Origin of the sequence: uncultured Cedecea sp., assembly GCF_947498825.1 — a bacterium.
Classification (GTDB): Bacteria; Pseudomonadota; Gammaproteobacteria; order Enterobacterales; family Enterobacteriaceae; genus JGM124.
Genome location: NZ_CANMLV010000005.1, coordinates 214209 through 239190, shown reverse-complemented (window position 1 = coordinate 239190; position 24982 = coordinate 214209). Strand labels below are relative to the sequence as shown.

Sequence of the window (24982 nt, the reverse complement as noted above, 5' to 3'; positions counted from 1 at the left end):
GTAGCGCCGATGGTAGTGTGGGGTCTCCCCATGCGAGAGTAGGGAACTGTCAGACATCAAATAAGCAGAAACCCCAGTCGAAAGGCTGGGGTTTTTTGCGTTCTGAGCATCAGGAAATACCTGGCGTCCGCCGGATTTTGCCCTGAGACAAGGCGGCAAAGGAGGGCAGCGAAGGAGCATACACCGGTATGTGACTGAGCTGAACGAGTGCAGCCAACGTGGTATCAGTGCAAAAGACACAGGACGGGCCGAACTCAGAAGTGAAACGCCATGCGCCGATGGTAGTGTGGGGTCTCCCCATGCGAGTCCAGGGAACTGCCAGGCATCAAATAAGCAAGAACCCCAGTCGAAAGACTGGGGTTTTTTGCGTTCCGGGCACCAGAAAATACCTGCCGTCCGCCGGATTTTGCCCTGAGACAAGGCGGCAAAGAAGGGCAGCGAAGGAGCATACACCGGTATGTGACCGAGCTGAACGAGTGCAGCCAGCGCGGTATCAGGGTAAAAGACAAAGGATGGGCGGCTTTAGCGTGGTGGTCCCACCGCCCCATGCCGAACTCAGAAGTGAAACGCCCCGGCCGAGGGTGGTGTGGGGTCTCCCCATGTGAGAAAGGGTGCAAACAAGGTATATTTCACGCCATAGTTGCATGTTTCAGGATAACACCCTGTAGACACCTAATATTTATATATTTGGAAAGATATTATTTAATGTCATCGGTGATTTTTAAACTGAGTTAATAGTTTTAAATGACTCGTTAATATTGAAATATATCCGTCATATTTCAAGTTACTTGGGTGTTGCGTGCGTGAAGTGCGCCTACAAATAACTCGAATTATTTTCAGTGTCGACGATATTATGCAAAGTGTTTCAGCTGTATGATTTCAGGATTATTAATTAGTACAGATTAAACCGATAATAAAGTAATAACATCAAGTCATCTTGAAACATCTCCTCTTATAACGAACGTAAATAATATTACTGATAGTACAGGAAAAAATATTACCGAGGATATTTATATTTCAGATAATGAGGCTGCTATTCCTGTGTAAACTAATCGGTGGATTAGTATCGGAATCGGCTTGCAAAGCAGTCAATGCAGATTGCAGATGGTAGTGCTACGGCATTCCCCACACTGAACTGACAGTATATAGACAAAAACTGTGTAAGATCATTGCGTTATTGTTGTGTTTTGTTGTTTATGCAGCAATGAGTATCTTGCTTTGTGGTTGAATACTTAACATTTTTTATCTTTCTGTGATTTTGTATCATTATTTTGTGATGAATGATATTTTAGTCGTTAAAGTTGTTGCTTTCTATTTAGTGGCATGATAAATACTTATGTTGTCGTCAGTTCCCTCGATGACTCTATTTGCAGATCTTACTTTACATAAATAAAATTCATTCAGGCTATATAGATAAAGTCGTTTTATCTTTTAGTTATTTCATAACTATAGATAATTTTTTATCATCATACTGTGTCGTTAAACATTTATCATCAATGCCTGATTGGTAATTAATATCATAATACATTGATTTATTGTGTGTTTCATTCTGTTGTTTTTCCCGTTGTTTATATCACTTTTTTAATAAAATAAGTGGCAGTTATTAGTGTTAATACTATTTTTTATTGTCAGAAATAGCATGTATTTAATCTGAATGTACCTATCAACCAATTATTTTATTTATATCAAGAGGTTTTTATGTCCAGAAAAATAAAAAACGTATTAAGTAATATTACTCCTCGGAAAGAAAACTTTTTTGAAGATATTCAACCTTTTCACGGCTATATTACGAAACCATTATCTCGTTCAGGCTTTTTAATATCAAAAGGAAAACTTTCGGCAGGTTGGCCAGCAAATGAAATGGAAGGTGGGAAGAACTTCCCGAACTATACTGGAGGACAGTTTGTCAGACAGGGGGATGAAGAGGCCTTTTATTCGGATGTAGAAAGTGCCACACCTCCCGAGGATGGATTGATTATAAGCGGTGGGCGAACGGATAATGGCCGTATCGCGGTAAATTATACCGATCAAGAGTTGCTAAGTTTAGCAGGTATACAGGGAGGATGGCCAAAATTGCCTGTTGCAAGTGGAAGTACTTTCTATGCAACATGGACTTACCATGCGGCCCATAAAACACGTGGCTATCGTTGGTATATTACCAAACAGAATTGGGATCCTACTCAGCGTCTGACACGAGCCTCTTTCGAGCTGGAACCGATTTACAGCGATTTTAATCCAAATGCACCCTTTTGGAGTTATAGCGATCAAGTTATGGCTCCATGGAGTGATCTTAGCGTTGTTTTACCCGACAGAACAGGGTATCAGGTACTCTTATGTGTATGGATTATTGCTGATACCGGGATGGGGTTCTATCAGGCTTTCGACTTGGATTTTGACGGTGAAGGTGGTGGTGAAGGCGGCAATGGCGGTGGTAATGGAGGCAATGGAGGCGGCAATGGAGGCGGCAATGGCGGTGGTAATGGAGGTGAAGGTGGTGGTCATAACCCTCCAGAAGTATGGTCGCCAAATAGTGTAAGGTACAATGTTGGTGATTATGTAATCTACCGTGATAATCTTTATGTCTGCACACAGGCGCATACCTCTAATAGTGGCTGGGCCCCTGGCATCGCTAATACGCTTTGGCGATTTGTTAGCTGATTAGGTATCCTCTCTTCCTTGTTCAGGGAGAGAGGAGCGTAATTGTATAGTTAATGTCTGTCAGCTGTTTGCCTGATTCACTGAAGAAACCCCTTCTCATTACCCAGACAACGATGCCCATCGTGATATCTTTTTTCTGATAAAAAATCATATTCTTTAAATGAAACATTTTCACCTTCAGGCGATAGACTCGACATCATAGTATAAACTCGATATTGTTAGGCATCTGGATGTCTAAACGTTTAAACGTATGCTTTGAGGATATAAGGTTATGCCGATTCGTGTGCAAGACGAGTTACCTGCCGTCAACTTTCTGCGCGAAGAGAATGTCTTTGTTATGACAACCTCACGTGCGAGCAATCAGGAAATCCGTCCACTGAAGGTACTGATACTGAATTTGATGCCGAAAAAAATTGAGACGGAGAATCAGTTTCTGCGTTTGCTTTCTAACTCGCCATTACAGGTTGATATTCAGCTATTACGTATCGATGCACGTGAGTCACGTAATACACCTGCTGAGCATCTCAATAACTTTTACTGTAACTTCGACGATATTAAAGACGATAACTTCGATGGCTTAATCGTGACCGGTGCCCCATTGGGATTAGTTGAATTTAACGACGTAGCCTACTGGCCGCAAATTCAACAGATACTGCTGTGGGCGAAGGACCATGTCACCTCAACGCTCTTTGTCTGTTGGGCTGTACAGGCGGCCCTCAATATTCTCTACGGTATTCCAAAACAAACGCGTAATGAAAAGCTCTCAGGGATTTATAAACATAATATTACCCACCCACACGCGCTCTTCACTCGCGGATTTGATGACTCGTTCCTTGCCCCGCATTCACGTTATGCAGACTTCCCGGCAGAGTTGATTCGTAATCATACCGATCTGGAGATATTTGCTGAGTCTGAGAGCGGTGACGCCTATCTGTTTGCCAGCAAAGACAAACGTATTGCCTTTGTCACTGGCCATCCGGAATATGATGCTTTGACGCTATCTGGTGAGTATTTCCGTGACCTGGAGGCCGGGCTTGAGCCAGAAATACCTTATAACTATTTCCCGGACAATGACCCAGCGAACACACCGCGTGGAACCTGGCGTAGTCACGGTAATTTACTATTTACTAACTGGTTGAATTATTACGTTTATCAGATCACACCATTCGATTTACGTCATATGAATCCTACGCTCGATTAAACCCTTCATACAGTGGCTGGCGGTGAGGTGAGTTCATCGCTTTTAGCCTGCTGCAATATATGACAGTATGATATGTAGGTCTTTTCATCTTCAGATAATCACTCCAGGGTACAGATATGAAAGTGAGATCTGTACCTTGCCAAGTTAACCCCAGGAGTCCCGAGTTGAGCAACAAAGTCGAACAATTAAAACGTCAGCTAAGCGAGCGCATCCTGGTGCTGGATGGTGGTATGGGTACCATGATCCAGAGCTATCGCTTGGATGAGAGTGACTTTCGGGGGGAGCGTTTTGCACAATGGCCCTGTGACCTGAAAGGGAATAATGACTTACTGGTACTCAGTAAGCCAGAAATGATAGCCGAAATTCATTCTGCTTACTTTGCAGCCGGAGCAGATATTGTCGAAACGAATACCTTTAACTCGACGACGATCGCGATGGCAGACTATCAAATGGAATCTCTGTCGGCAGAAATTAACTATGAAGCCGCCAGGCTGGCGCGTGCTTGTGCTGACGAATGGACGACCCGTACTCCTGAAAAACCCCGTTATGTTGCCGGCGTGCTTGGTCCGACCAACCGTACCGCGTCTATTTCGCCTGATGTTAACGATCCGGCATTCCGTAACGTCACTTTTGATCAACTGGTCGAAGCTTACCGTGAGTCAACGCGTGCGCTAGTTAAAGGCGGTGCTGACTTAATTATGATTGAAACTATTTTCGATACCCTGAATGCAAAAGCGGCTATCTTCGCTGTTAAAGCTGAATTTGATGCTTTAGGCATTGAGTTACCGATCATGATTTCCGGGACTATCACTGATGCTTCCGGACGTACGCTTTCAGGGCAAACAACAGAAGCCTTTTATAATTCCTTGCGCCATGCCGACGCCCTGACTTTTGGACTTAACTGCGCGCTGGGACCCGATGAGTTACGTCAGTACGTGGCTGAGTTATCGCGTATCTCTGAGACCTATGTTACCGCCCATCCAAATGCCGGGCTCCCTAATGCTTTTGGGGAATATGACTTGGATGCCGCGACGATGGCAGAGCAAGTCGGGGAGTGGGCTCATGCCGGTTTCCTGAATATTATCGGTGGTTGTTGCGGTACTACACCTGAGCATATTGCCGCCATGAGTCAGGCTGTTGAAGGTGTTGCCCCACGTCAGTTGCCGGACTTACCTGTTTCTTGCCGTCTTGCGGGGCTGGAACCACTGAATATTGGTGCCGATAGCCTGTTTGTGAACGTAGGAGAAAGAACCAACGTTACCGGTTCTGCCAAATTTAAACGTCTGATCAAAGAAGAAAAATATAACGAAGCGCTGGAAGTCGCACTACAACAGGTAGAAAGCGGTGCCCAAATCATCGATATCAATATGGACGAAGGGATGCTGGACGCCGAAGCCGCGATGGTTCGTTTCCTGAATCTGATTGCCGGTGAGCCAGATATTGCCCGTGTTCCGATTATGATTGACTCCTCGAAGTGGGAGGTTATCGAAAAAGGACTGAAATGCATCCAGGGTAAAGGCATCGTTAACTCTGTCTCGATGAAAGAAGGCGTTGAGGCATTTACGTATCACGCAAAACTGGTTCGTCGTTATGGTGCCGCCATGGTCGTGATGGCATTTGATGAAGTCGGGCAGGCCGATACTCGCGAGCGTAAAATTGAGATTTGCCGTCGTGCGTATAAAATTCTTACCGAAGAGGTTGGTTTCCCGCCAGAAGATATTATTTTTGACCCCAATATCTTTGCGGTTGCCACCGGTATTGAAGAGCACAATAACTACGCCCAGGATTTTATCGGCGCTTGTGAAGACATCAAGCGTGAACTTCCGCACGCCATGATCTCGGGAGGAGTCTCGAACGTCTCTTTCTCATTCCGTGGCAATGATCCGGTACGTGAAGCTATCCATGCAGTTTTCTTGTATTACGCTATTCGTAATGGCATGGATATGGGAATCGTTAACGCCGGACAGCTGGCAATTTATGACGATCTTCCAACCGAGTTACGGGACGCGGTGGAAGACGTGATTCTGAATCGCCGTGATGACGGAACAGAGCGTCTGCTGGATTTAGCTGAACGTTACCGTGGAAGCAAAAGCGATGACAGTGCGAATGCCCAGCAAGCAGAATGGCGCAGTTGGGAAGTAGAAAAGCGTCTGGAATATGCGTTGGTTAAAGGAATTACAGAATTTATTGAGTCCGACACGGAAGAAGCCCGTCAGCAGGCGAGCCGCCCGATAGAGGTAATTGAAGGCCCGCTGATGGCTGGTATGAACGTAGTGGGTGATTTATTTGGTGAAGGCAAAATGTTCCTGCCGCAAGTGGTTAAGTCAGCGCGAGTAATGAAACAAGCTGTCGCTTATCTTGAGCCCTATATTGAAGCGAGCAAAGAGAAAGGCAGTACCAACGGTAAAATGGTTATTGCCACCGTGAAGGGGGATGTACACGATATCGGTAAAAATATCGTTGGTGTGGTACTGCAATGTAATAACTATGAAATTATTGACCTCGGCGTGATGGTACCTGCGGAGAAAATCCTTAAAACAGCACGTGAAGTGAATGCTGATTTAATTGGTTTATCCGGTCTGATAACCCCGTCGCTGGATGAAATGGTTAACGTGGCGAAAGAGATGGAACGCCAGGGTTTTACTATTCCATTACTGATTGGGGGCGCAACAACCTCAAAAGCCCATACCGCAGTAAAAATTGAACAGAACTACAGTGGTCCAACGGTATATGTGCAGAATGCCTCACGTACTGTGGGTGTGGTTTCATCCTTACTGTCAGATACATTACGGGATGACTTTGTTGCCAGGATGCGTAAAGAGTACGAAACGGTGCGTATCCAGCATGCACGTAAAAAACCGCGTACACCTCCGGTTTCATTGGCGACCGCTCGTGCTAATGCCTCAGTCTTTGACTGGGAGACTTATACCCCACCGATAGCACAGCAACTGGGCGTACAAAAAGTCACCGTTGATATTGCAACACTTCGTCCGTATATCGACTGGACGCCCTTTTTTATGACCTGGTCTCTGGCAGGAAAATATCCACGAATTCTGGAAGATGAAGTGGTCGGTGAAGAGGCGAAGAGGCTCTTTCATGATGCTAATGAGATGCTTGATATGCTGCATGACACCAAAACTCTGGTCCCTCGTGGAGTGATGGGACTGTTTCCTGCAAATCGGGTTGCAGACGATGTCGAAATTTATCGGGATGAAACCCGCGAAGAAGTACTCATCGTCGGACACCATTTGCGCCAGCAGACCGAGAAAACGGATTTTGCTAACTACTGTCTGGCTGACTTTGTTGCGCCAAAAGAGAGTGGCAGAGCAGATTACATTGGTGCTTTTGCGGTCACAGGAGGCATGGAAGAGGATGCCCTGGCAGAGGCATATGACGCCCAGCATGATGACTACAATAAAATTATGATCAAAGCGATAGCCGATCGTCTGGCCGAAGCTTTTGCTGAATATCTTCATGAGCAGGTACGCAAGGTTTACTGGGGCTATGCTCCGGATGAAAATCTCAGTAATGAAGAATTGATCCGTGAGAATTATCAAGGCATTCGTCCGGCTCCTGGCTATCCGGCTTGTCCTGAACACACGGAAAAAGCGGCTATATGGAAATTACTGGATGTAGAGAAAGTGACTGGTATGCAGTTAACCGAGTCCTATGCCATGTGGCCTGGAGCCTCGGTCTCAGGCTGGTATTTCAGCCATCCAGAAAGTAAGTATTTTGCGGTGGCACAAATTCAGCGAGACCAGGTTGAAGACTATGCTCAACGTAAGGGAATGAGCATCAGTGAGGTTGAACGCTGGCTGGCGTCGAATCTGGGCTATGATGCAGATTAATCTATATTGAGTTGAGACTGTTAATCCAGATATAATGACCAAGGGGAAATGTCATTTCTCCTTGGTTTTTAACTGATGATGTTACCCCGTTTGTACCGTATCGAATCACGTTATCTTCTCAAAAATATCCTTTCTATCCCGTTGTCTCTTTCTTGCACTAAACCCTTTATATTGAGGGTGTAAAAAACAGTTTTATCAGGAATAACCAGAAATATAAGGAGAATTTGCATCCGTGCTAACGTTGTTACACCTACTTTCTGCCGTCGCTCTATTAGTATGGGGCACTCATATTGTTCGTACCGGAATTATGCGCGTATATGGGGCAAATCTGCGCAGTGTCTTAAGCCGTAGCGTAGAAAAGAAACCTGTCGCCTTTTGTGCAGGGATCGGTGTAACGGCACTGGTACAAAGTAGTAATGCCACCACCATGCTGGTGACTTCTTTTGTTGCCCAGGACTTGGTTGCCCTGACTCCTGCTCTGGTGATTGTTCTTGGCGCAGATGTGGGTACCGCACTGATGGCTCGCGTGCTGACATTCGATCTCTCCTGGCTTTCCCCTCTGCTTATTTTTATTGGCGTGGTTATCTTTCTGAGCCGTAAGCAGAGCCGTGCCGGGCAATTGGGACGGGTTGGTATTGGTTTGGGCCTGGTATTACTGGCACTTGAACTGATCGTCACTGCGGTAACGCCAATTACTCAAGCTTCGGGTATCAAAGTTATTTTTGCGTCACTGACAGGGGATATCATGCTTGATGCCCTGATCGGGGCAATATTTGCCATTATCACCTATTCCAGTCTGGCTGCGGTGCTACTGACGGCCACACTGACGGCAACCGGTATTATCTCCTTTGACGTGGCACTGTGTCTGGTGATTGGTGCGAACCTGGGTTCTGGTTTACTGGCAATGATTAATAACAGTGCGGCGAATGCAGCTGCTCGCCGGGTCGCACTGGGAAGCCTGTTATTTAAGCTAGTGGGCGGTGTGATAGTCCTGCCTTTTGTTCATGTGCTGGCAGCACAAATGCAGCGATTGCCCCTGGGGCAGGCTGATTTAGTGATTTATTTCCATGTGTTCTATAACATCATTCGTTGTCTTGCTATGGTGCCTTTTGCGGATCCGATGGCGCGTTTCTGTCGGCGGGTGATCCGTGAAACTCCAGAAGTTGATGCGCGGATGAAACTTAAACATCTGGATCCCGCCGATCTTGAAATTCCGGCTCTGGGATTGGTTAATGCCACGCGCGAGACCCTGCGAATGGGTGATGTACTGGAGCAAATGCTGGATAGCTGGCGTAAGGTTGTTCAGGGTGAACTCCGTGAAGAAAAAGAGCTCCGTAAACAGGCGGACGATGTCAATATTCTCTATACCGGAATTAAACTCTACCTGGCCCAGATGCCGAGAGACGGTTTATCTGAAGAGGAATCACGCCGTTGGGCTGAGATCATTGAAATCTCGCTTAACCTTGAACAGGCATCAGATATTATTGAACGTATGGGAAGCGCTGTGGCGGATAAATCACTGACGGCACGTCGTGCTTTTTCTGCTGATGGATTGAAAGAACTCGATAGCCTGTATCAGCAGTTGCTCAGTAATTTACAGTTGAGTATGTCGGTCTTTTTCTCCCGAGATATTAACAGTGCCCGGCGTTTGCGACGGAATAAACACCGTTTTCGTATCATGAACCGTCGTTATTCTCATGCACATGTTGACCGTTTGCATCAGCAAAACGTCCAGAGTATTGAAACCAGCTCACTGCACTTAGGTTTACTGGGAGACATGAACAGACTGAACTCCCTGTTCTGTACGGTTGCCTACAGCGTGATGAATCAGCCTGATGAAGATGATGAGCGAGATAGCGATTCATAATGCTCAGAAGGAGTCTGACAGGCAGGCTCTTTTCTCTGAGCAACCATGATATTCAAACAATTTTTATCCGCCTTATTCGCAAGGTCCCGCGGGTAAGGTATAGTCCTGGTTTTGCGGAGGAACCATGCTGACTGACTCATCTATTCGTCTTAATAAATATATTAGCGAGAGCGGTATTTGCTCGCGTCGTGAAGCCGATCGTTTTATTGAGCAGGGGCTGGTTTTCATTAACGGTAAACGTGCCAAGATTGGCGATCAGGTGCTGGCTGGTGATAGCGTAAAAGTGAATGGTCAGCTCATTGAACCCCGTCAGGAAGAGGATCTCGTCCTGATTGCACTGAATAAGCCGGTGGGTATTGTCAGTACCACGGAAGACGGTGAACGCGATAACATTGTCGATTTTGTTAATCACAGTAAACGCGTCTTTCCGATTGGTCGTCTTGATAAAGATTCCCAGGGGTTGATTTTTCTGACTAACCACGGTGATCTGGTTAATAAGATCTTACGTGCCGGTAATGACCACGAAAAAGAGTACCTGGTGACAGTGAACAAACTGGTTACTGATGAATTCATTCTTGGTATGAGCCGCGGAGTACCAATCCTCGGAACGGTTACCAAGAAGTGCAAGGTTAAAAAAGAAGCCCCTTTTGTTTTCCGTATTACGCTGGTGCAAGGACTCAATCGCCAGATCCGTCGCATGTGCGAGCATTTTGGCTATGAAGTCACCAAACTTGAGCGTACACGTATTATGAACGTAGGTCTGTCCGGGCTTCCTCTGGGGGAATGGCGAGACCTGAGTGATGATGAATTAATTGAGCTGTTTAAGCTGATCGAAAACTCCAGCTCAGAGGACAAAGCAGCGAAACCTGCTAAGGCAAAAGCGAAAACCACCGCTTCAGTGGCAAAAAAACCGGCTGTTGGTGGCGCTAAAAATATGGCTAAGACCCCTGCCGAGTTAGCTTCACGCAAGCGTTTCACTTCACCTGGACGGAAAAAGAAAGGTCGCTAACAGGTTGAGAGGGGAGCCAATCACTCTTTCCCCTCTCAGATAAATCACCGCTTTCCACGTGTATGATTATTTGCTGACCATGAGTATGAGGCTGAAGTATCTGGTTTCAATGAATTTTTCTTCTTAAGCTGGCGGGCTTTTTTGGCTGCTAACTCACGTTCAGCCATTAGCTTATCGATATATTCTTTTTTTACCTGGTTTGTTTCTGAGTTGGTCAATGGGCGACCCTGAGCAATGCGTGCGCGATCCAGCAACGTTTTAAGTTCACGCTGCTCCCTTTCCGTCATATCTTTCTGTGTCAGTCTGACTGTGGACATCTGTACGACCTCTTAGAGAACGGTTCTTTGGCGTAAAACAACGCAGGTTCTGTCCACATCAACATAACACCAATCGTGAGTTCGTGCTGCTGCTGACGTGGAAAAATAAAAAGGCCGAACTGTTGTTCGGCCTTCTGTAAGGTTTTTCTGTTGTGACTTATTGCTCAAACAGATTACGGTGTAGCTCTTGCACGACTTTTTCTGCGTCATCTCCCGGAACCAGGAAGCACAGATTATAGCTGGATGCGCCGTAGCAGATCATACGGATATTGAAGGGTTCAAGTACACCGAACACCTCTTTTCCTACGCCACACGCTTTAGACAGTTTATTACCGATAATCGCGATTAGCGCCTGATTCTCTTCCACTTCAACGCGGCATAATGCAGACAGTTCGGTTAGCAGGGCAGAGGTCAGCAGGCTGTCACCTGTTGAGGTTGAGCCGGTGGTATCCAGTGTCAGGGCTACGCTCACTTCAGAAGTGGTAATTAAGTCCACAGAAATGTTATGACGAGCCAGAATGCTGAATACCTCAGCGAGGAAACCGCGTGAGTGCAGCATATTCAGGCTATGCAGCGTCAGCAGAGTCTGTTTACGACGCAGGGCAAGAGCACGGAAAAGCGGTGGGTTCTCGGTTTTATTGCAGACCAAAGTGCCACCTGCTGCTGGATCTTTACTTGAACCCACGAATACCGGGATATCACTGCGTACCGCAGGCATCAGCGTCGCAGGGTGTAAAACCTTGGCGCCAAAAGTGGCCATTTCAGCCGCTTCTTCAAAAGCAATTTTGTCGATACGTTTGGCAGCAGGAACAACGCGCGGATCGGTAGTATAGATCCCCGGAACATCGGTCCAGATATCGACTCGTGCAGCATGAAGTGCTTCACCCAGCAAGGCTGCAGTGTAGTCGCTACCGCCACGACCCAGTGTCGTGGTGCGCCCTTTTTCTTCGCTACCAATAAAGCCTTGGGTAATAACCAATGACGTGGATAAATGTGGCGCTAAATGTTGAGCAACCCGTTGTCCTACCGCGGCAACATCTGGTTCGGCGCGACCAAAGCGGTCACTTGTGCGCATGACTTTACGCACATCGAACCACTGCACATTGATATCACGCTGACGCATGATTTCAACGAACAGCAGGGTGGACATGAGCTCACCGTGGCTGACCAGTTCGTCGGTCAATGCGTTAGAGGTTGCCAGAGACGCAGCTTCTGCCAGTGTCGAAATATTTTCAAGCAGACGATCAATTTCTTCGCTGATCACTTCTGGCTGAACAAGGTGCTCAATGATGTTGTACTGAATTTTACGCAGCGTCTCGAGGTTTTCCTGACGTGCGGCAGGCTCAAGCCCTTCAGCCAGTGCAACCAGTAAATTTGTTACGCCTGCGGAAGCAGACAGCACGACAACGCGGACTTGGCTGTCAGAGAGAACAACATCGGCACTACGATTCATCGCCTCGAAATTGGCAACGCTGGTACCACCAAATTTGGCGACTACTATTTGAGACATAACTACCTCGTGTCAGGGTGCCAGATTTCTGGCAAAAATGATTCAGCCTTGGCACAAGGAAAGAGCGATATACGGGGTGGACGCAGACGACTACGGATTCACCCAGAAGTGCTCCACCTTGTTGACCGACTCAGAACGTGGACTCAGTAAGTCGGTTATAAAACGTTCGTTAACGAACATCCAGGGTGACAACCCAGAGGATTCAGCCCCTGTGGCCGATGATGAACGTTACCATGCGTTGCATCATCTCGGCGTTACTCCCCCTTATATATCATCACAGGATTGGCTCCTACGATATATTACCTGGGTAACGCGCCTCTTCTGGCCTGTGCAAGCACAGGTTAGGCCCTAATAAATAAAGGTTAATTGGGGGGATGTCAACGTCGGGATTATACGGATTATTTATCGGCAGCAGGGGTGCAGGAATTTAACTAATAACTCCTATACATTGACAGGTATATTTGAAATAGATAACGCATATGCCCGTCATACTTCAAGTTGCTTGGGGGTTGCGTGCGTGAGATGCGTCGAATCACATAGTTTATCTGTGCCCATCGCCGCGCCTCACTTCGCGCTTACAAGTCACTCGAATTATTTTGGGTATAAACTGAATATGAAAAGCGTCACAATTTTTGCCAGTAGACGTTACAATCAAAAGAGTTCCGATTCTTAAATCACATGAGTATTGCTATGAAAAATATTAACCCAACGCATACCAAAGCCTGGCAGTCACTTCAGGATCACTATGAAGAACTTAAAGATGTCACCCTTGCCGAACTATTCGCACAAGATAATGATCGCTTCGCAAAATTTTCTGCCACTTTCAATGATTCCATCCTGGTAGACTTCTCTAAAAACCGCATTACCAGCGAAACTCTTGAAAAACTCCAGGCTCTGGCGAAAGAAACCGACCTGCAAAGTGCTATCAAGTCTATGTTTGCGGGCGAAAAAATTAACCGTACCGAAGACCGTGCAGTACTCCATGTCGCACTGCGTAACCGCAGCAATACACCTATTCTGGTCGATGGCAAAGACGTGATGCCAGAAGTGAATGCGGTGCTGGAGAAGATGAAATCCTTCTCAGAAAATATCATTAGCGGCCACTGGAAGGGTTATACCGGTAAATCCATTACTGATGTGGTGAACATTGGTATTGGTGGTTCGGATCTCGGTCCATTTATGGTCACCGAAGCACTGCGTCCGTATAAAAATCACCTGAATATGCACTTTGTTTCCAACGTCGATGGTACGCAAATCGTTGAAGTTCTGAAAAACCTTAACCCGGAAACGACGCTGTTCCTGGTTGCTTCTAAGACCTTTACTACTCAGGAAACTATGACCAATGCGCACAGTGCGCGTGACTGGTTCCTGAAAGCGGCCGTTGATGAGCAACATGTCGCTAAACACTTTGCTGCGCTGTCGACCAACGGCCAGGCTGTGGGTGAGTTCGGCATTGATACCGCCAACATGTTTGAATTCTGGGACTGGGTGGGTGGACGTTACTCCCTGTGGTCAGCGATTGGTCTGTCGATTATTCTGTCCGTTGGTTATGACAACTTTGTTGAATTACTGAGCGGTGCACATGCCATGGATAAGCACTTTGCCGAAACGCCGGCAGAGCAAAATATCCCGGTTCTACTGGCTCTGATTGGTTTGTGGTATAACAATTTCTTCGGTGCTGAAACTGAAGCTATTCTGCCATACGATCAGTATATGCACCGTTTCCCGGCTTACTTCCAGCAGGGTAATATGGAGTCAAATGGTAAATATGTTGATCGTACTGGCGCGCCAGTTGATTACCAGACCGGACCTATCATTTGGGGTGAACCAGGTACCAATGGCCAGCATGCTTTCTACCAGCTGATCCATCAGGGAACCAAACTGATCCCTTGCGATTTTATCGCGCCAGCTATCAGCCATAACCCACTGTCAGATCATCATCCTAAGTTGCTGTCTAACTTCTTTGCTCAGACCGAAGCGCTGGCGTTTGGCAAGTCACGCGAAGTGGTTGAACAAGAATTTGTTGCTCAGGGTAAAGATCCTAAGACTCTGGAAAACGTGGTGCCGTTTAAAGTGTTTGAAGGCAACCGTCCGACCAACTCTATTTTACTGCGTGAAATCACACCATTTAGCCTGGGCGCACTGATCGCTATCTATGAGCATAAAATCTTCACCCAGGGTGCGATTCTGAATATCTTCACCTTTGACCAGTGGGGTGTGGAGCTTGGTAAGCAGCTTGCCAGCCGTATTCTGCCAGAACTGGATAACGATCAGCAGGTAACAGGTCATGATAGTTCGACCAATAGCCTGATTAACCGTTACAAAGCATGGCGTGCATAACCGATTTTCCATAAAAAAACCGCAATCTATAAAGATTGCGGTTTCTTAAAAAACCGGCCGACAAGTATTACGCAAATAGCCTCTTGTCTGCGTATTTTACCCATTTCACGTGGTTTGTGACTGGGGCAACAACAGCAATTTCTTACAGGTTAAAGGTACCGAAAGAAACGTTGATGTTGTTGAAGGAGTTAATGATTTTATTAATCAGTTTCATGATGGCATCCTAAACAAGTGAATTTATTTTTGTGACCTAATGCACAAAATATACACATTATTTTATCCAATATCAACTTTTTTGTGATGCTTGTCACATAAAATCTCAAGCCTTAAATCCCGGTCGCAATCCCAGCCCCTGCCTGCCTATGGCTTCCCCTGATGAAAATAAAAATTGCATATGGGTTAAAAAATTAGATGTGTATCACACTTTAAGCTTGTAATATCCCCTTAATACTTACAATAAAAGAGGCTTTATATGCCAGCTACGCCACGCGGTGAATGGGTATCGAAGGGATTACAGGCGGTACTTAATCTGGGATTGCTCATGCTTGCCGTGATTCTGATTATTTTCCTTGGAAAAGAGACCTTTCATATGGCGGAAGTCTTGTTCGCTCCAACGGAACAAGCCAGTAAATACATGTTTATTGAAGCGTTGTTGGTCTATTTCTTATATTTTGAATTTCTTGCCCTGATCGTCAAATATTTTCAGTCAGGCTACCATTTTCCACTGCGCTACTTTGTCTATATCGGGATTACTGCCATTGTTCGCCTGATCATCATCGATCATAAATCCCCATCGGATGTTCTGATTTATTCTGGCGCGATCCTTATCCTGGTTGTCACTCTGTGGTTGTGTAATAGCGGCAGACTAAAACGCGAATAACCCTGCCAGTGTCCCGCTACCTTATGAGCTATCCGTAGCTGATAGCTTTGTCTTTTTAAGTTGTTAATGCGTTTTTTCTGCTTGTCCGCCCTGTAAAGGCGATTCTGCGTTACAATACTGCCAGATATCGTAGCGGAGTATATTTTCATGACCGACGCGCTGTCGCCTTTGCGCGCCTTACATTTTTTCGACGTTCTTCCACAGGAGCTGAGTGCCGGCTGGCTTGACTGGTTATTGCTGGAAGACTCGATGACCAAGCGCTTCGAGCAGTATTGCTCCCGGGTCACCGTTCGTATTGTACGGGAAGGCTTTATCTCTCAGGACGACTCTCTGCCAGAAGCTGGCCTGCTGCCGCTTGATTCACGTTACTGGCTTCGTGAAATTATACTTTGTGGAGATGAAGAGCCTTGGCTGCTGGCCCGTACAGTGGTGCCAGAAAGTACTCTCGAGGGGCCTGAACTGGCGTTACAGCAATTGGGTAGTACCCCGCTGGGACGTTATCTGTTCAGCTCGTCTTCTTTAACACGTGATTATATTCAAGTTGGGCGTAGCGAAGCACTATGGGGGCGACGTTCTCGTTTGAGGTTGTCAGGTAAGCCATTATTACTTACCGAACTCTTCTTGCCGAACTCTCCGTTATATAAAGAGGAAAGATAGTTAATGGCGTGGAGTCTGAACCAGAAAAAATTACGGGCCTATCATCAGTTGATGCGTACCGATAAGCCTATTGGAACCTTATTGCTGTTATGGCCGACATTATGGGCATTGTGGCTGGCAACTCCAGGTGTTCCACCGCTGGCTATTCTGGCTATCTTTATGGCGGGTGTCTGGCTGATGCGTGCTGCCGGATGCGTTGTTAATGACTATGCCGATCGTAAATTTGACGGCCATGTGAAACGTACCGCCCAGCGACCGATGCCTAGCGGAGCTGTCAGCGAAAAAGAGGCAAAAATTCTTTTTGTGAGTCTGGTATTGCTCGCGTTTCTGCTGGTGCTTTTACTGAATACGATGACTATCCTGTTATCAATAGCGGCGCTCGCTCTGGCCTGGATGTATCCGTTTATGAAGCGATACACCCATTTGCCCCAAGTGGTATTAGGTGCTGCTTTTGGCTGGTCAATACCCATGGCTTTTTCTGCTGTTGGTGAGTCTGTTCCGTTGACTTGCTGGTTATTGTTTATTGCCAATATTTGCTGGACGGTGGCCTATGATACTCAATATGCCATGGTCGATCGTGATGATGACCTTAAAATTGGTATTAAATCCACCGCCATCTTGTTTGGTAAGCAAGACAAGTTAATCATCGGTATCTTGCAAATAGCCGTCATTGCTTTGATGGCGGTTGTTGGCGTACTGAATGGGCTAAATGGCGTATTTTACTGGTCTCTTTTACTGGCCGGTGCTTTGTTTATTCATCAGCAAAAATTGATTGCTCGCCGCGGGCGAAATGAATGCTTCCGGGCTTTTATGAATAACAACTATGTCGGATTAGTGTTGTTTATTGGCATTGCTGTAAATTTCCTGCATTTCTGATACTTCCGGCAAGCCGTCTTTATCACAGACGGCTTGTTGTCCCATCATTCTGCCTTATCCGCTGTTATCCCCCGGGTAAACCACCAAAAGAGTCCCGCCACCAGACTGACAGCTGCACCAAGCAGACAGACTCCCTCCCAGCCAGTATGCGCATACATAAAGGTGGTGCTAATTGCGCCCAGACCACTGCCTGCTGCATAAAACAGCATATAGAGCCCCACCATACGGCTGTGTGCCCCTGAGGTCGTGCGAAAGATTAAGCTCTGATTGGTGACATGCAGCGCCTGTCCGCCAAGGTCGAGTAAAATAATACCAATGACCAATGCCCAGAGTGACTGTTCCATTAAGGATAATGGCCACCATGCCAGTAGCAATAACGCTAGTGCCGCTGCGCTGGTCCGTTGACTATAACCCCTGTCAGCCCATCGCCCGGCCCGGGCTGCCGCGAGAGCACCCACCACACCGACCAGACCAAAAGCGCCAATCAGGGTATGGGAAAAATCATAAGGAGGGGCGCTGAGCGGGAGCACCAGTGCGCTCCAGAATATATTAAAGGCGGCAAACATCAGTAATGCCAGAATGCCACGTACCTGGAGTACTGGTTGCTGGCGCAGTAACGTCAGCATTGAAGCCAACAGGCGCGGATAGCTTAAATTATGTGTGGCAGGTGCCAGAACAGGTAACTGGCGCCATAAAGGCAAAGCAAGCCCGATCATTAATACCGCAGCGGTAAAATAGACGCCTCGCCAGCCTGCAATATCACTTACGCCGCCGGCAAAGACTCTGGCCAGCAACAGGCCAATAAAAACACCCCCCTGGGCTGTACCGACCACGTGGCCTTGCTCTTCAGGAGAAGCTGCACTTGCTGCATAGGCAATCAGACCTTGTGCCATCGCGGTTCCCAGAAGACCCACGGCAAACATACCGACCAGTAATATCAGCGTTGATTGTGCCATCGCGACGGTGACGAGTGCGATCGCCAGAGCAAAGAGCTGGCACGTCATCAGATGGCGTCTGTCCAGGCGATCGCCCAGTGGAACCAGCAATAGCAAAGCTGCGGCACAGCCTGCCTGCGTAGCACTTATCACTCCACCAATAGCGGCCCGGCTGATAGTAAAATCTTCTGCCAGAATATCCAGCAAAGGCTGGGCATAGTAGACGCTGGCAACGCTTAAACCGCTGGCGACGGCAAACAGCCATAGCAGACTTGCTGGTAACGGCCCGGGACGAGACGTACTTTTCATTATTTGATTTCCACTCAACAAGTTTCGAAATGAAACTGGTTGAATGCTAGGATAAGTGGTTTTAAAATGCAACCTGTTATTCAGCCTTCGGGAGTTACTATGTCTACACCACAATCTTTGCCTTATGAGCCTTGCCCTGTGGCGCGGTCTGCAAGTCTGGTGGGCGATCGCTGGTCACTACTGATCGTACGTGATGCCTTTGACGGTATCCGTCGTTTCGGAGACTTTCAGCGGAATCTGGGTATGGCGCGTAATATTTTATCGGATCGGCTGCAGAAACTGGTTATTGCTGGAGTATTGGAAATGCAGGCCGCTTCAGATGGTACGGCCTATCAGGAGTATGTGCTCACTGCCAAGGGGGAGAGTCTGTTTCCTGTTATTGTGGCGATGCGCCAGTGGGGAGAGCTGCATTTATTCTTACCTGATGAGCGCCATTCAGAGCTTATTGATAAACAAACTGGTAATCCGGTGAGCTACATGACGCCAGTAACCGAGACTGGTGGTGTACTGACCGCGGGTATGACTCAGGTACAAAAAATATAGGCTGTAATGTTATCGCGAATAAAAGAAAAAAGCGGGTTTCCCCGCTTTTTCCTCTGTTCAATAACTAGACTGTGGCAGCGAGGGTCGGAGCCGCATCCTGCGTGGTTACGCTTTCAATCGTCAACCGGACTTCAGCTGTCACTAAATCTGCCAGCATCTGATACACCTTGATCGTCTCAACGGGCTCTGCGTCACCGGTATCACTGATATAACCTTCGTCACGCAGGGTTAATACCAGAGAAGTAAACACCGCTTTGTCAAAGAACTCCGGGGCATTGATCCCGTGGAGTACAGATAAGCGCTGTGCCAGTGTACGGCTTTCACGTTCCAGCGTACCGCGATTAATCGACGGGTTGGTACTGAGTAACCAGAAAGTAATCGCATAGCGTTGTAAGGTTTCACGTGCGCCTGCAGCCAGAAGTTCCAGCACCAGAGCCTGCGAGGGATTCGCCTCTATTTGGTCGCCATCGACAATGACCAGCTGCTGGCGAACCAGTTCAGCCAGTAAAGCTTCAACCTCTGTTTCCAGCTGTTGTTCATTCCAGCGCAGGAATAGCTCTGCTTTCAGCATCGGATAGATAACGGTTATCTGCGCCATTAATTCCTGACGCGCAAGCTGGCTATGTTGGGTAATAATCGCGGCAATAAGCGACGGTAATACCAGCATATGCATGATATTGTTACGGTAATAGGTCATCAGTACCGCCTGCTCGCGCGGCAGAATGATGATGTCACCGATGGTATCTTTCTCCAGCTCGAACTTATTCATCTGCAGAGCGTGATCAATAAGCGCATCCGCTTTCATCGTCGGTGCTGTAGCATCTGGTGAGTAAGGGACGTTATGTAGCAAGTCAAGATAACAATCCAGCTGAGCGGTTAACTGCTCGCGCGTCAGTGAGCGCTGACGTGAGGCCAGTAACGCGGTGCAACATAAATTCATTGCATTGGCTGCGCCAGCGTTATTAATTCTCACCATCAAATCGGCAGCAATATGATTGACCGTGGGTGTCAGCCATGCCGGGCGAATAGATTCGATAGGGTCAATTGATTCACGCCATTCCGGAACGTGCTGGTTGAGATAAGTCATCAGGGGCAGTGGTTCACCAAAGTTAACGTAGCCCTGGCCCAGGTTACGCAGCTTGCTTAACCCCCGGACCATCTGCAGGAAGCTTTCTTTCTCTTTGGTTGCTCCCCGCAATTCGTTGGCATAGGTACCCACTTCCATTACATGCTCATAGCCGATATAAATCGGTACCAGAGTAATAGGGCGATTTCCTCCCCGTAACATCGCCTGGATAGTCATCGATAACGTTCCGGTTTTCGGATCCAGCAAACGACCGGTACGAGAGCGACCCCCTTCAACAAAGTACTCAACCGAGTAACCGCGGCTGAACAGCTCACCCAGATATTCACGGAATACGGTGGAGTAGAGCTTGTTACCTTTAAAGGTTCGACGAATAAAGAAGGCACCCAGACGGCGGAAAATCGGGCCTGCTGGCCAGAAATTCAGATTGATACCGGCCGCAATATGCGGTGGCACCAAGCCTTGGTGATAGAGCACATAAGACAACAACAAATAGTCCATATGACTACGATGACAGGGAACATAGACAATCTCATGCCCATCGTGTGCCAGCTGACGTACGCGTTCTGCGTTATGGACATTGATCCCTTTATATAAGCGGTTCCATGTCAGCCCGAGAATTCTGTCCGTCAGACGCACGGCTTCATAGGAGAAGTTGGCGGCTATCTCTTCCATCAACGCAATCGCATTCTGCTGCGCTTTTTCATGAGAGATTTTCTTACTGCGGGCTTCATCTTCAACGGCGCGCGCTATTGCTTTAGAGGCCAGGAGTTTATTAAACAAAGCCTGACGAGCGGGCAGACGCGGACCGACGGCGGCTAAACGCTGACGAGCAAAATGGGTACGCGCGACACGGGCCAGTTTCTGTGCAATTGACTTATCCGTGCCGTGTTCATCTGCCATACGGCGCAGTGACACAGGAGGGGAAAAACGAACAAAGCTATCGCGGCCCAGCCAGGAAACGGCAAAAAACTTTTGCAGGCCGTTTAATGTCCGTAAGGGGGGATTAACTTCCCCTTTTTCGCGTCCAGGCGAGCGGCCAAACATCACCGAAACCGGAACCATCTGGACATCCAGCCCAGGGTTACGATTATGCAGATCCAAGTAGTCGTGGAAGAGCTTAATTGACTCCTCTTTTGGCGTGTAATATCTGAAAACACGCGGCCCACCGTGAATAAAGACGTAACGGGGTAAAGAGACGCCATCCATTTCCAGAGGGATCAAAGGGTCCGGAAGGTCATGGGCCAGACATTGCGCGCGTAGCGTCAGTAAGTCGGCCTTAGAGTTATAAGGCAAGACATACATTATTGGGCGTGCGGTATCCAACCCCAGCTCGCAGACAGGATCTGCAGGGATAGACTTGCTTTTTACCAATATACGTAATGGTAAATTCAGTAATTTATAGTAAATTCGTGACCAGCCTGACATAGACGATGTACAGCCTCAGGTTAATAATACAAAAACAGCGCAAGGATATCAGAAACGCCAGAGAATTTCTGGCCGGATCGTTGAGTACCTGCTCTGCACCTACAAGTAATTCGAATTATTTTTGTTGTCAACTTAGCGGCTATCCCATCAGGCTTTATTTGCCATTTTGGCCCGGGGTTTGCTAAAAACCTTTACGAGCTGCGTATTGATTGCGGATTTTCCGCGCAGTCCGGGCTAACAGTAATAGTATACGCCTGATGGGACAGGCTCTTAACCTACGAGCATTGACGCTCAAAATTTAAAAAGGTTCTCTTTTCATGGCGAGTAAGACCACTGGCATCACACGTATCATTAAGGCAGCAGGTTATTCATGGCAAGGATTAAAAGCCGCCTGGCGCAATGAAGCGGCGTTCCGGCAAGAAGGCGTGATGACGGTTATTGCTATCGTACTGGCCTGTTGGCTGGATGTCTCTCCTGTTACCCGTATTCTGTTAATAGGGTCCGTGGTGCTGGTGATGATCGTTGAGATCCTAAACAGTGCTATCGAAGCCTTGGTTGACCGGGTTGGCACTGATTATCATGAGCTTTCCGGGCGTGCTAAAGACATGGGATCTGCTGCTGTATTGATAGCGCTTATTTTGGCCGCTGTCACCTGGGCAACATTATTGTGGTCTCATTTCCGATAGTGGTCCCAAAACTGCCTGAGTCACTTGTTTTCGCCTGTTTCCGCTTAATTTTGGGTTTCATATTCGCCATTAGCTGTATATACTCACAGCATAACTGTATAAACACCCAGGGGGCGGAATGAAAGCATTAACTACCAGGCAGCAAGAGGTATTTGATCTTATTCGGGATCATATTACCCAGACTGGCATGCCACCAACGCGTGCCGAAATTGCCCAGCGTCTTGGGTTTCGTTCTCCCAACGCGGCTGAAGAACACCTTAAAGCATTGGCGCGTAAAGGGGTTATCGAAATTGTTTCTGGCGCCTCTCGTGGTATTCGCCTGTTGGTCGAAGAAGAACAAGGTTTGCCTCTGATTGGGCGCGTTGCGGCCGGGGAACCCCTGTTAGCTCAGCAACATATCGAAGGGCATTATCAGGTTGATCCTGGCTTATTCAAACCTGGTGCTGACTTCCTGCTGCGGGTAAGCGGTATGTCAATGAAAGACATCGGTATTCTGGACGGTGATTTACTGGCCGTGCATAAAACACAGGATGTGCGTAACGGACAGGTTGTCGTTGCCCGTATTGATGACGAAGTCACCGTAAAACGCCTGAAGAAGCAGGGCAATATTGTTCAGTTATTGTCAGAAAACAGCGAGTTTCAGCCTATCGTGGTTGACTTGCGTCAGCAAAGTTTCACCATTGAAGGTCTGGCCGTTGGCGTGATTCGTAATGGTGAATGGCTGTAGTATTAATTAATAGTATCAATGAGTCGTATCAGTTAAAGTGATGCAGTTACCGTAACTTGCATCACTTTAATGCAATCCCTACCTGATTCAACTTAGGCTCAGCTATGCGATTCTTCTCCTCTGCGGACAGTGCTCTATGGCGGCTGGCGCTGCCGATGATTTTCTCTAATATCTCTGTTCCTTTGCTTGGGTTAGTGAGCATTGCCGTTATTGGTCATCTTGAAAGTCCTGTGTACCTGGGTGGCGTCGCTGTCGGGACGATGGCGACCAGTTTTTTGTTTATGTTGCTGTTATTTTTACGCATGAGCACCACCGGCATGACGGCACAGGCGTTTGGCGCTAAAGATACCGAACGTCTCGCCCGGGCGTTAGTCCAGCCACTGTTGCTGGCCCTGATTGCGGGTATCGCGATAGTTATCTTCCGGACTCCTTTGATTGATCTGGCATTACGTATTGTCGGTGGTAACGAAGAGGTATTAGCCCAGGCCCGCGCATTCCTGGAAATTCGTTGGTTAAGCGCACCGGCTTCACTGGCTAATCTGGTGCTACTTGGCTGGTTGCTGGGGGTTCAGTATGCCCGTGCGCCGGTGATACTGCTGGTGGTGGGTAATCTGTTAAATATTGCTCTCGATCTCTGGCTGATTATCGGTTTGCAGATGAAGGTCGAGGGGGCGGCTTTAGCAACTGTTGCTTCGGAGTATGCCACTTTTATCATCGGCTTACTGATGGTGAAAAAAGTCATGACGCTGCGCGGTATAACCCTGCGCATGTTTAAAAATAGCTGGCGCGGCGATATCCGTCGTCTGCTGGCGCTTAACCGCGATATCATGCTGCGCTCGCTGCTGCTGCAACTCTGTTTTGCGGGTATCACCATTTTTGGTGCGCGTCTGGGGGGCGAAATTGTCGCCGTTAACGCGGTACTGATGACGCTGCTGACCTTTACTGCCTACGCGCTGGACGGTTTTGCGTATTCTGTTGAAGCTTACTCCGGGCAAGCCTACGGTGCACGAGACACTCGCCATTTACGTGAAGTCTGGTATGCCTCTTGCCGACAAGCCGGGCTCGTTGCTCTGGCGTTTGCGGTTATTTATGCGCTGACGGGGCAATATATTATTGCTTTGCTGACCTCATTACCCGAAATCAGGCAACTGGCAGACCACTATTTGCCGTGGCAAGTCATCTTGCCGTTGGTTGGAGTATGGTGTTATTTGCTGGACGGTATGTTTATTGGGGCAACGCGTGGCGCCGATATGCGTAACAGTATGGCTATTGCGGCGGCAGGGTTTGGTCTGACGCTGTTCACCTTGCCCTGGCTGGGTAATCATGGCTTATGGCTGGCACTGGCGGTATTTTTATCTCTGCGTGGACTTTCTCTGGCCTTTATCTGGCGACGGCACTGGAAAAACGATACCTGGTTTGATGGCGTGAACCCACACTGATCTTCGGTCTGGTACATCAGTTTTCCTCAGCGTCACGTATTTGAGGCAAACTGATGTACCTTTATTTTGAGCTTAACGCTTCTTTTTCACCTGAATACTGTGGTCATGCCCGCACTCTTCCCGATGGTGGCAGGCTTCCACTTCAGCGCAGTCGGCGCATAAACCATGGGCTTCCATAACCGAATGGTGCAGGGCAAAACCAATGCGCGAGGCCAGTTTATGCATAATATCCTCAACGCCCTGGGCTGCCTGCTCTTTCACGGCGCCACATCTGTCGCAAATAAACATCGCTGAAGAGTGCGTCGGGTGGTCTATCAGATGACACAGCACATAGCTATTGGTGGACTCTACGCGGTGAATAAAGCCCTGCTCCAGCAAGAAATCCAGCGCCCGATAAACGGTTGGCGGCTTTGCCTGTGGCTCGCTGACACGCAGTAAATCCAGCAGATCGTAAGCACTAATGGCTCCGCTTTGCTCTGCCAGCAAACGCAGTACTTCCATACGTTGCGGGGTCAGGCGTACATGACGTTGCAAACACAGCTTTTCAGCCTGCGCCAATATATTTTGAGCAGTAGTCGTATCCATCAGTCTCTCCCGATATTTGACTCAATATAGTACCATAAGGGAAAGGAAATGAAGAATTAAGCGGCATATTGGTGAACGCACAG

General features: G+C 47.7%; 18 protein-coding genes and 1 riboswitch. Of the genes, 13 read left to right on the top strand and 5 right to left on the bottom strand.

The genetic code is table 11. The features are described from left to right. Positions 1 to 1698: 1698 nt before the first annotated feature. The 5 genes from Q1A40_RS08525 to rluF all read left to right on the top strand — a co-directional run bounded on the left by Q1A40_RS08525 (position 1699) and on the right by rluF (position 10583). Positions 1699 to 2658, top strand: coding sequence for a lytic polysaccharide monooxygenase (locus tag Q1A40_RS08525; RefSeq protein ID WP_299999236.1), 960 nt, complete (start codon positions 1699 to 1701; stop codon positions 2656 to 2658). Between the two features lie 271 nt (positions 2659 to 2929). Beyond that, the gene (metA, locus tag Q1A40_RS08520) at positions 2930 to 3859 is read left to right on the top strand and encodes a homoserine O-succinyltransferase (protein WP_299999234.1); all 930 of its coding nucleotides are present in this window, start codon (positions 2930 to 2932) and stop codon (positions 3857 to 3859) included. A 164-nt stretch (positions 3860 to 4023) separates the two neighbouring features. Continuing rightward, the gene (gene metH, locus Q1A40_RS08515) at positions 4024 to 7707 is read left to right on the top strand and encodes a methionine synthase (protein ID WP_299999232.1); all 3684 of its coding nucleotides are present in this window, start codon (positions 4024 to 4026) and stop codon (positions 7705 to 7707) included. A gap of 232 nt (positions 7708 to 7939) precedes the next feature. Further along, a complete protein-coding gene (locus Q1A40_RS08510) occupies positions 7940 to 9574 on the top strand; it encodes a Na/Pi cotransporter family protein (RefSeq protein ID WP_299999231.1) in 1635 nt (544 codons plus the stop codon). A gap of 124 nt (positions 9575 to 9698) precedes the next feature. Then, complete coding sequence (rluF, locus tag Q1A40_RS08505; protein WP_299999229.1) at positions 9699 to 10583, top strand: 23S rRNA pseudouridine(2604) synthase RluF; 885 nt, start codon at positions 9699 to 9701, stop codon at positions 10581 to 10583. A gap of 44 nt (positions 10584 to 10627) precedes the next feature. Here the strand turns inward: rluF and Q1A40_RS08500 are convergent, their stop codons facing one another. After that, positions 10628 to 10900, bottom strand: coding sequence for a DUF3811 domain-containing protein (locus Q1A40_RS08500; protein WP_299999228.1), 273 nt, complete (start codon positions 10898 to 10900; stop codon positions 10628 to 10630). A gap of 157 nt (positions 10901 to 11057) precedes the next feature. Beyond that, positions 11058 to 12410: a lysine-sensitive aspartokinase 3 gene (gene lysC / locus Q1A40_RS08495; protein ID WP_299999227.1), complete on the bottom strand. Its 1353-nt coding sequence runs from the start codon at positions 12408 to 12410 to the stop codon at positions 11058 to 11060. A 98-nt stretch (positions 12411 to 12508) separates the two neighbouring features. Further along, positions 12509 to 12739, bottom strand: a riboswitch (Lysine riboswitch). A gap of 361 nt (positions 12740 to 13100) precedes the next feature. Between lysC and pgi the strand changes: the two genes are divergently transcribed. From pgi to ubiA, 4 genes are all read left to right on the top strand, one after another. After that, the gene (pgi, locus tag Q1A40_RS08490) at positions 13101 to 14750 is read left to right on the top strand and encodes a glucose-6-phosphate isomerase (RefSeq protein ID WP_299999226.1); all 1650 of its coding nucleotides are present in this window, start codon (positions 13101 to 13103) and stop codon (positions 14748 to 14750) included. A 472-nt stretch (positions 14751 to 15222) separates the two neighbouring features. After that, on the top strand, positions 15223 to 15630 hold the full coding sequence (psiE, locus tag Q1A40_RS08485) for a phosphate-starvation-inducible protein PsiE (protein ID WP_299999225.1): 408 nt from the start codon (positions 15223 to 15225) through the stop codon (positions 15628 to 15630). Between the two features lie 147 nt (positions 15631 to 15777). Continuing rightward, positions 15778 to 16287: a chorismate lyase gene (ubiC, locus tag Q1A40_RS08480; RefSeq protein ID WP_299999223.1), complete on the top strand. Its 510-nt coding sequence runs from the start codon at positions 15778 to 15780 to the stop codon at positions 16285 to 16287. A 3-nt stretch (positions 16288 to 16290) separates the two neighbouring features. Beyond that, positions 16291 to 17163, top strand: a complete 873-nt coding sequence (gene ubiA / locus Q1A40_RS08475) for a 4-hydroxybenzoate octaprenyltransferase (protein ID WP_299999221.1) — start codon at positions 16291 to 16293, stop codon at positions 17161 to 17163. A gap of 44 nt (positions 17164 to 17207) precedes the next feature. Here the strand turns inward: ubiA and Q1A40_RS08470 are convergent, their stop codons facing one another. Then, positions 17208 to 18407: an MFS transporter gene (locus tag Q1A40_RS08470; RefSeq protein ID WP_299999219.1), complete on the bottom strand. Its 1200-nt coding sequence runs from the start codon at positions 18405 to 18407 to the stop codon at positions 17208 to 17210. A gap of 99 nt (positions 18408 to 18506) precedes the next feature. Here Q1A40_RS08470 and Q1A40_RS08465 point away from each other — a divergent pair, with 99 nt between their 5' ends. Then, positions 18507 to 18950, top strand: coding sequence for a helix-turn-helix domain-containing protein (locus Q1A40_RS08465; RefSeq protein WP_299999218.1), 444 nt, complete (start codon positions 18507 to 18509; stop codon positions 18948 to 18950). Between the two features lie 64 nt (positions 18951 to 19014). Here Q1A40_RS08465 and plsB read toward each other — a convergent pair whose 3' ends face one another. After that, positions 19015 to 21462, bottom strand: coding sequence for a glycerol-3-phosphate 1-O-acyltransferase PlsB (plsB, locus tag Q1A40_RS08460; RefSeq protein ID WP_299999217.1), 2448 nt, complete (start codon positions 21460 to 21462; stop codon positions 19015 to 19017). Between the two features lie 317 nt (positions 21463 to 21779). Between plsB and Q1A40_RS08455 the strand changes: the two genes are divergently transcribed. The 3 genes from Q1A40_RS08455 (at position 21780) to dinF (ending at position 24314) form a co-directional block, all read left to right on the top strand. Then, positions 21780 to 22148, top strand: coding sequence for a diacylglycerol kinase (locus Q1A40_RS08455; protein WP_299999215.1), 369 nt, complete (start codon positions 21780 to 21782; stop codon positions 22146 to 22148). Positions 22149 to 22266: 118 nt separating this feature from the next. Beyond that, positions 22267 to 22875, top strand: a complete 609-nt coding sequence (gene lexA / locus Q1A40_RS08450) for a transcriptional repressor LexA (protein WP_299999213.1) — start codon at positions 22267 to 22269, stop codon at positions 22873 to 22875. Positions 22876 to 22979: 104 nt separating this feature from the next. After that, positions 22980 to 24314, top strand: a complete 1335-nt coding sequence (gene dinF, locus Q1A40_RS08445; protein WP_299999211.1) for an MATE family efflux transporter DinF — start codon at positions 22980 to 22982, stop codon at positions 24312 to 24314. Positions 24315 to 24386: 72 nt separating this feature from the next. On the opposite strand, the gene zur is transcribed toward dinF, so the two are convergent. Next, entirely contained in the window at positions 24387 to 24899 is a 513-nt protein-coding gene (zur, locus tag Q1A40_RS08440) for a zinc uptake transcriptional repressor Zur (protein WP_299999209.1), read from the bottom strand. Positions 24900 to 24982: the final 83 nt, after the last annotated feature.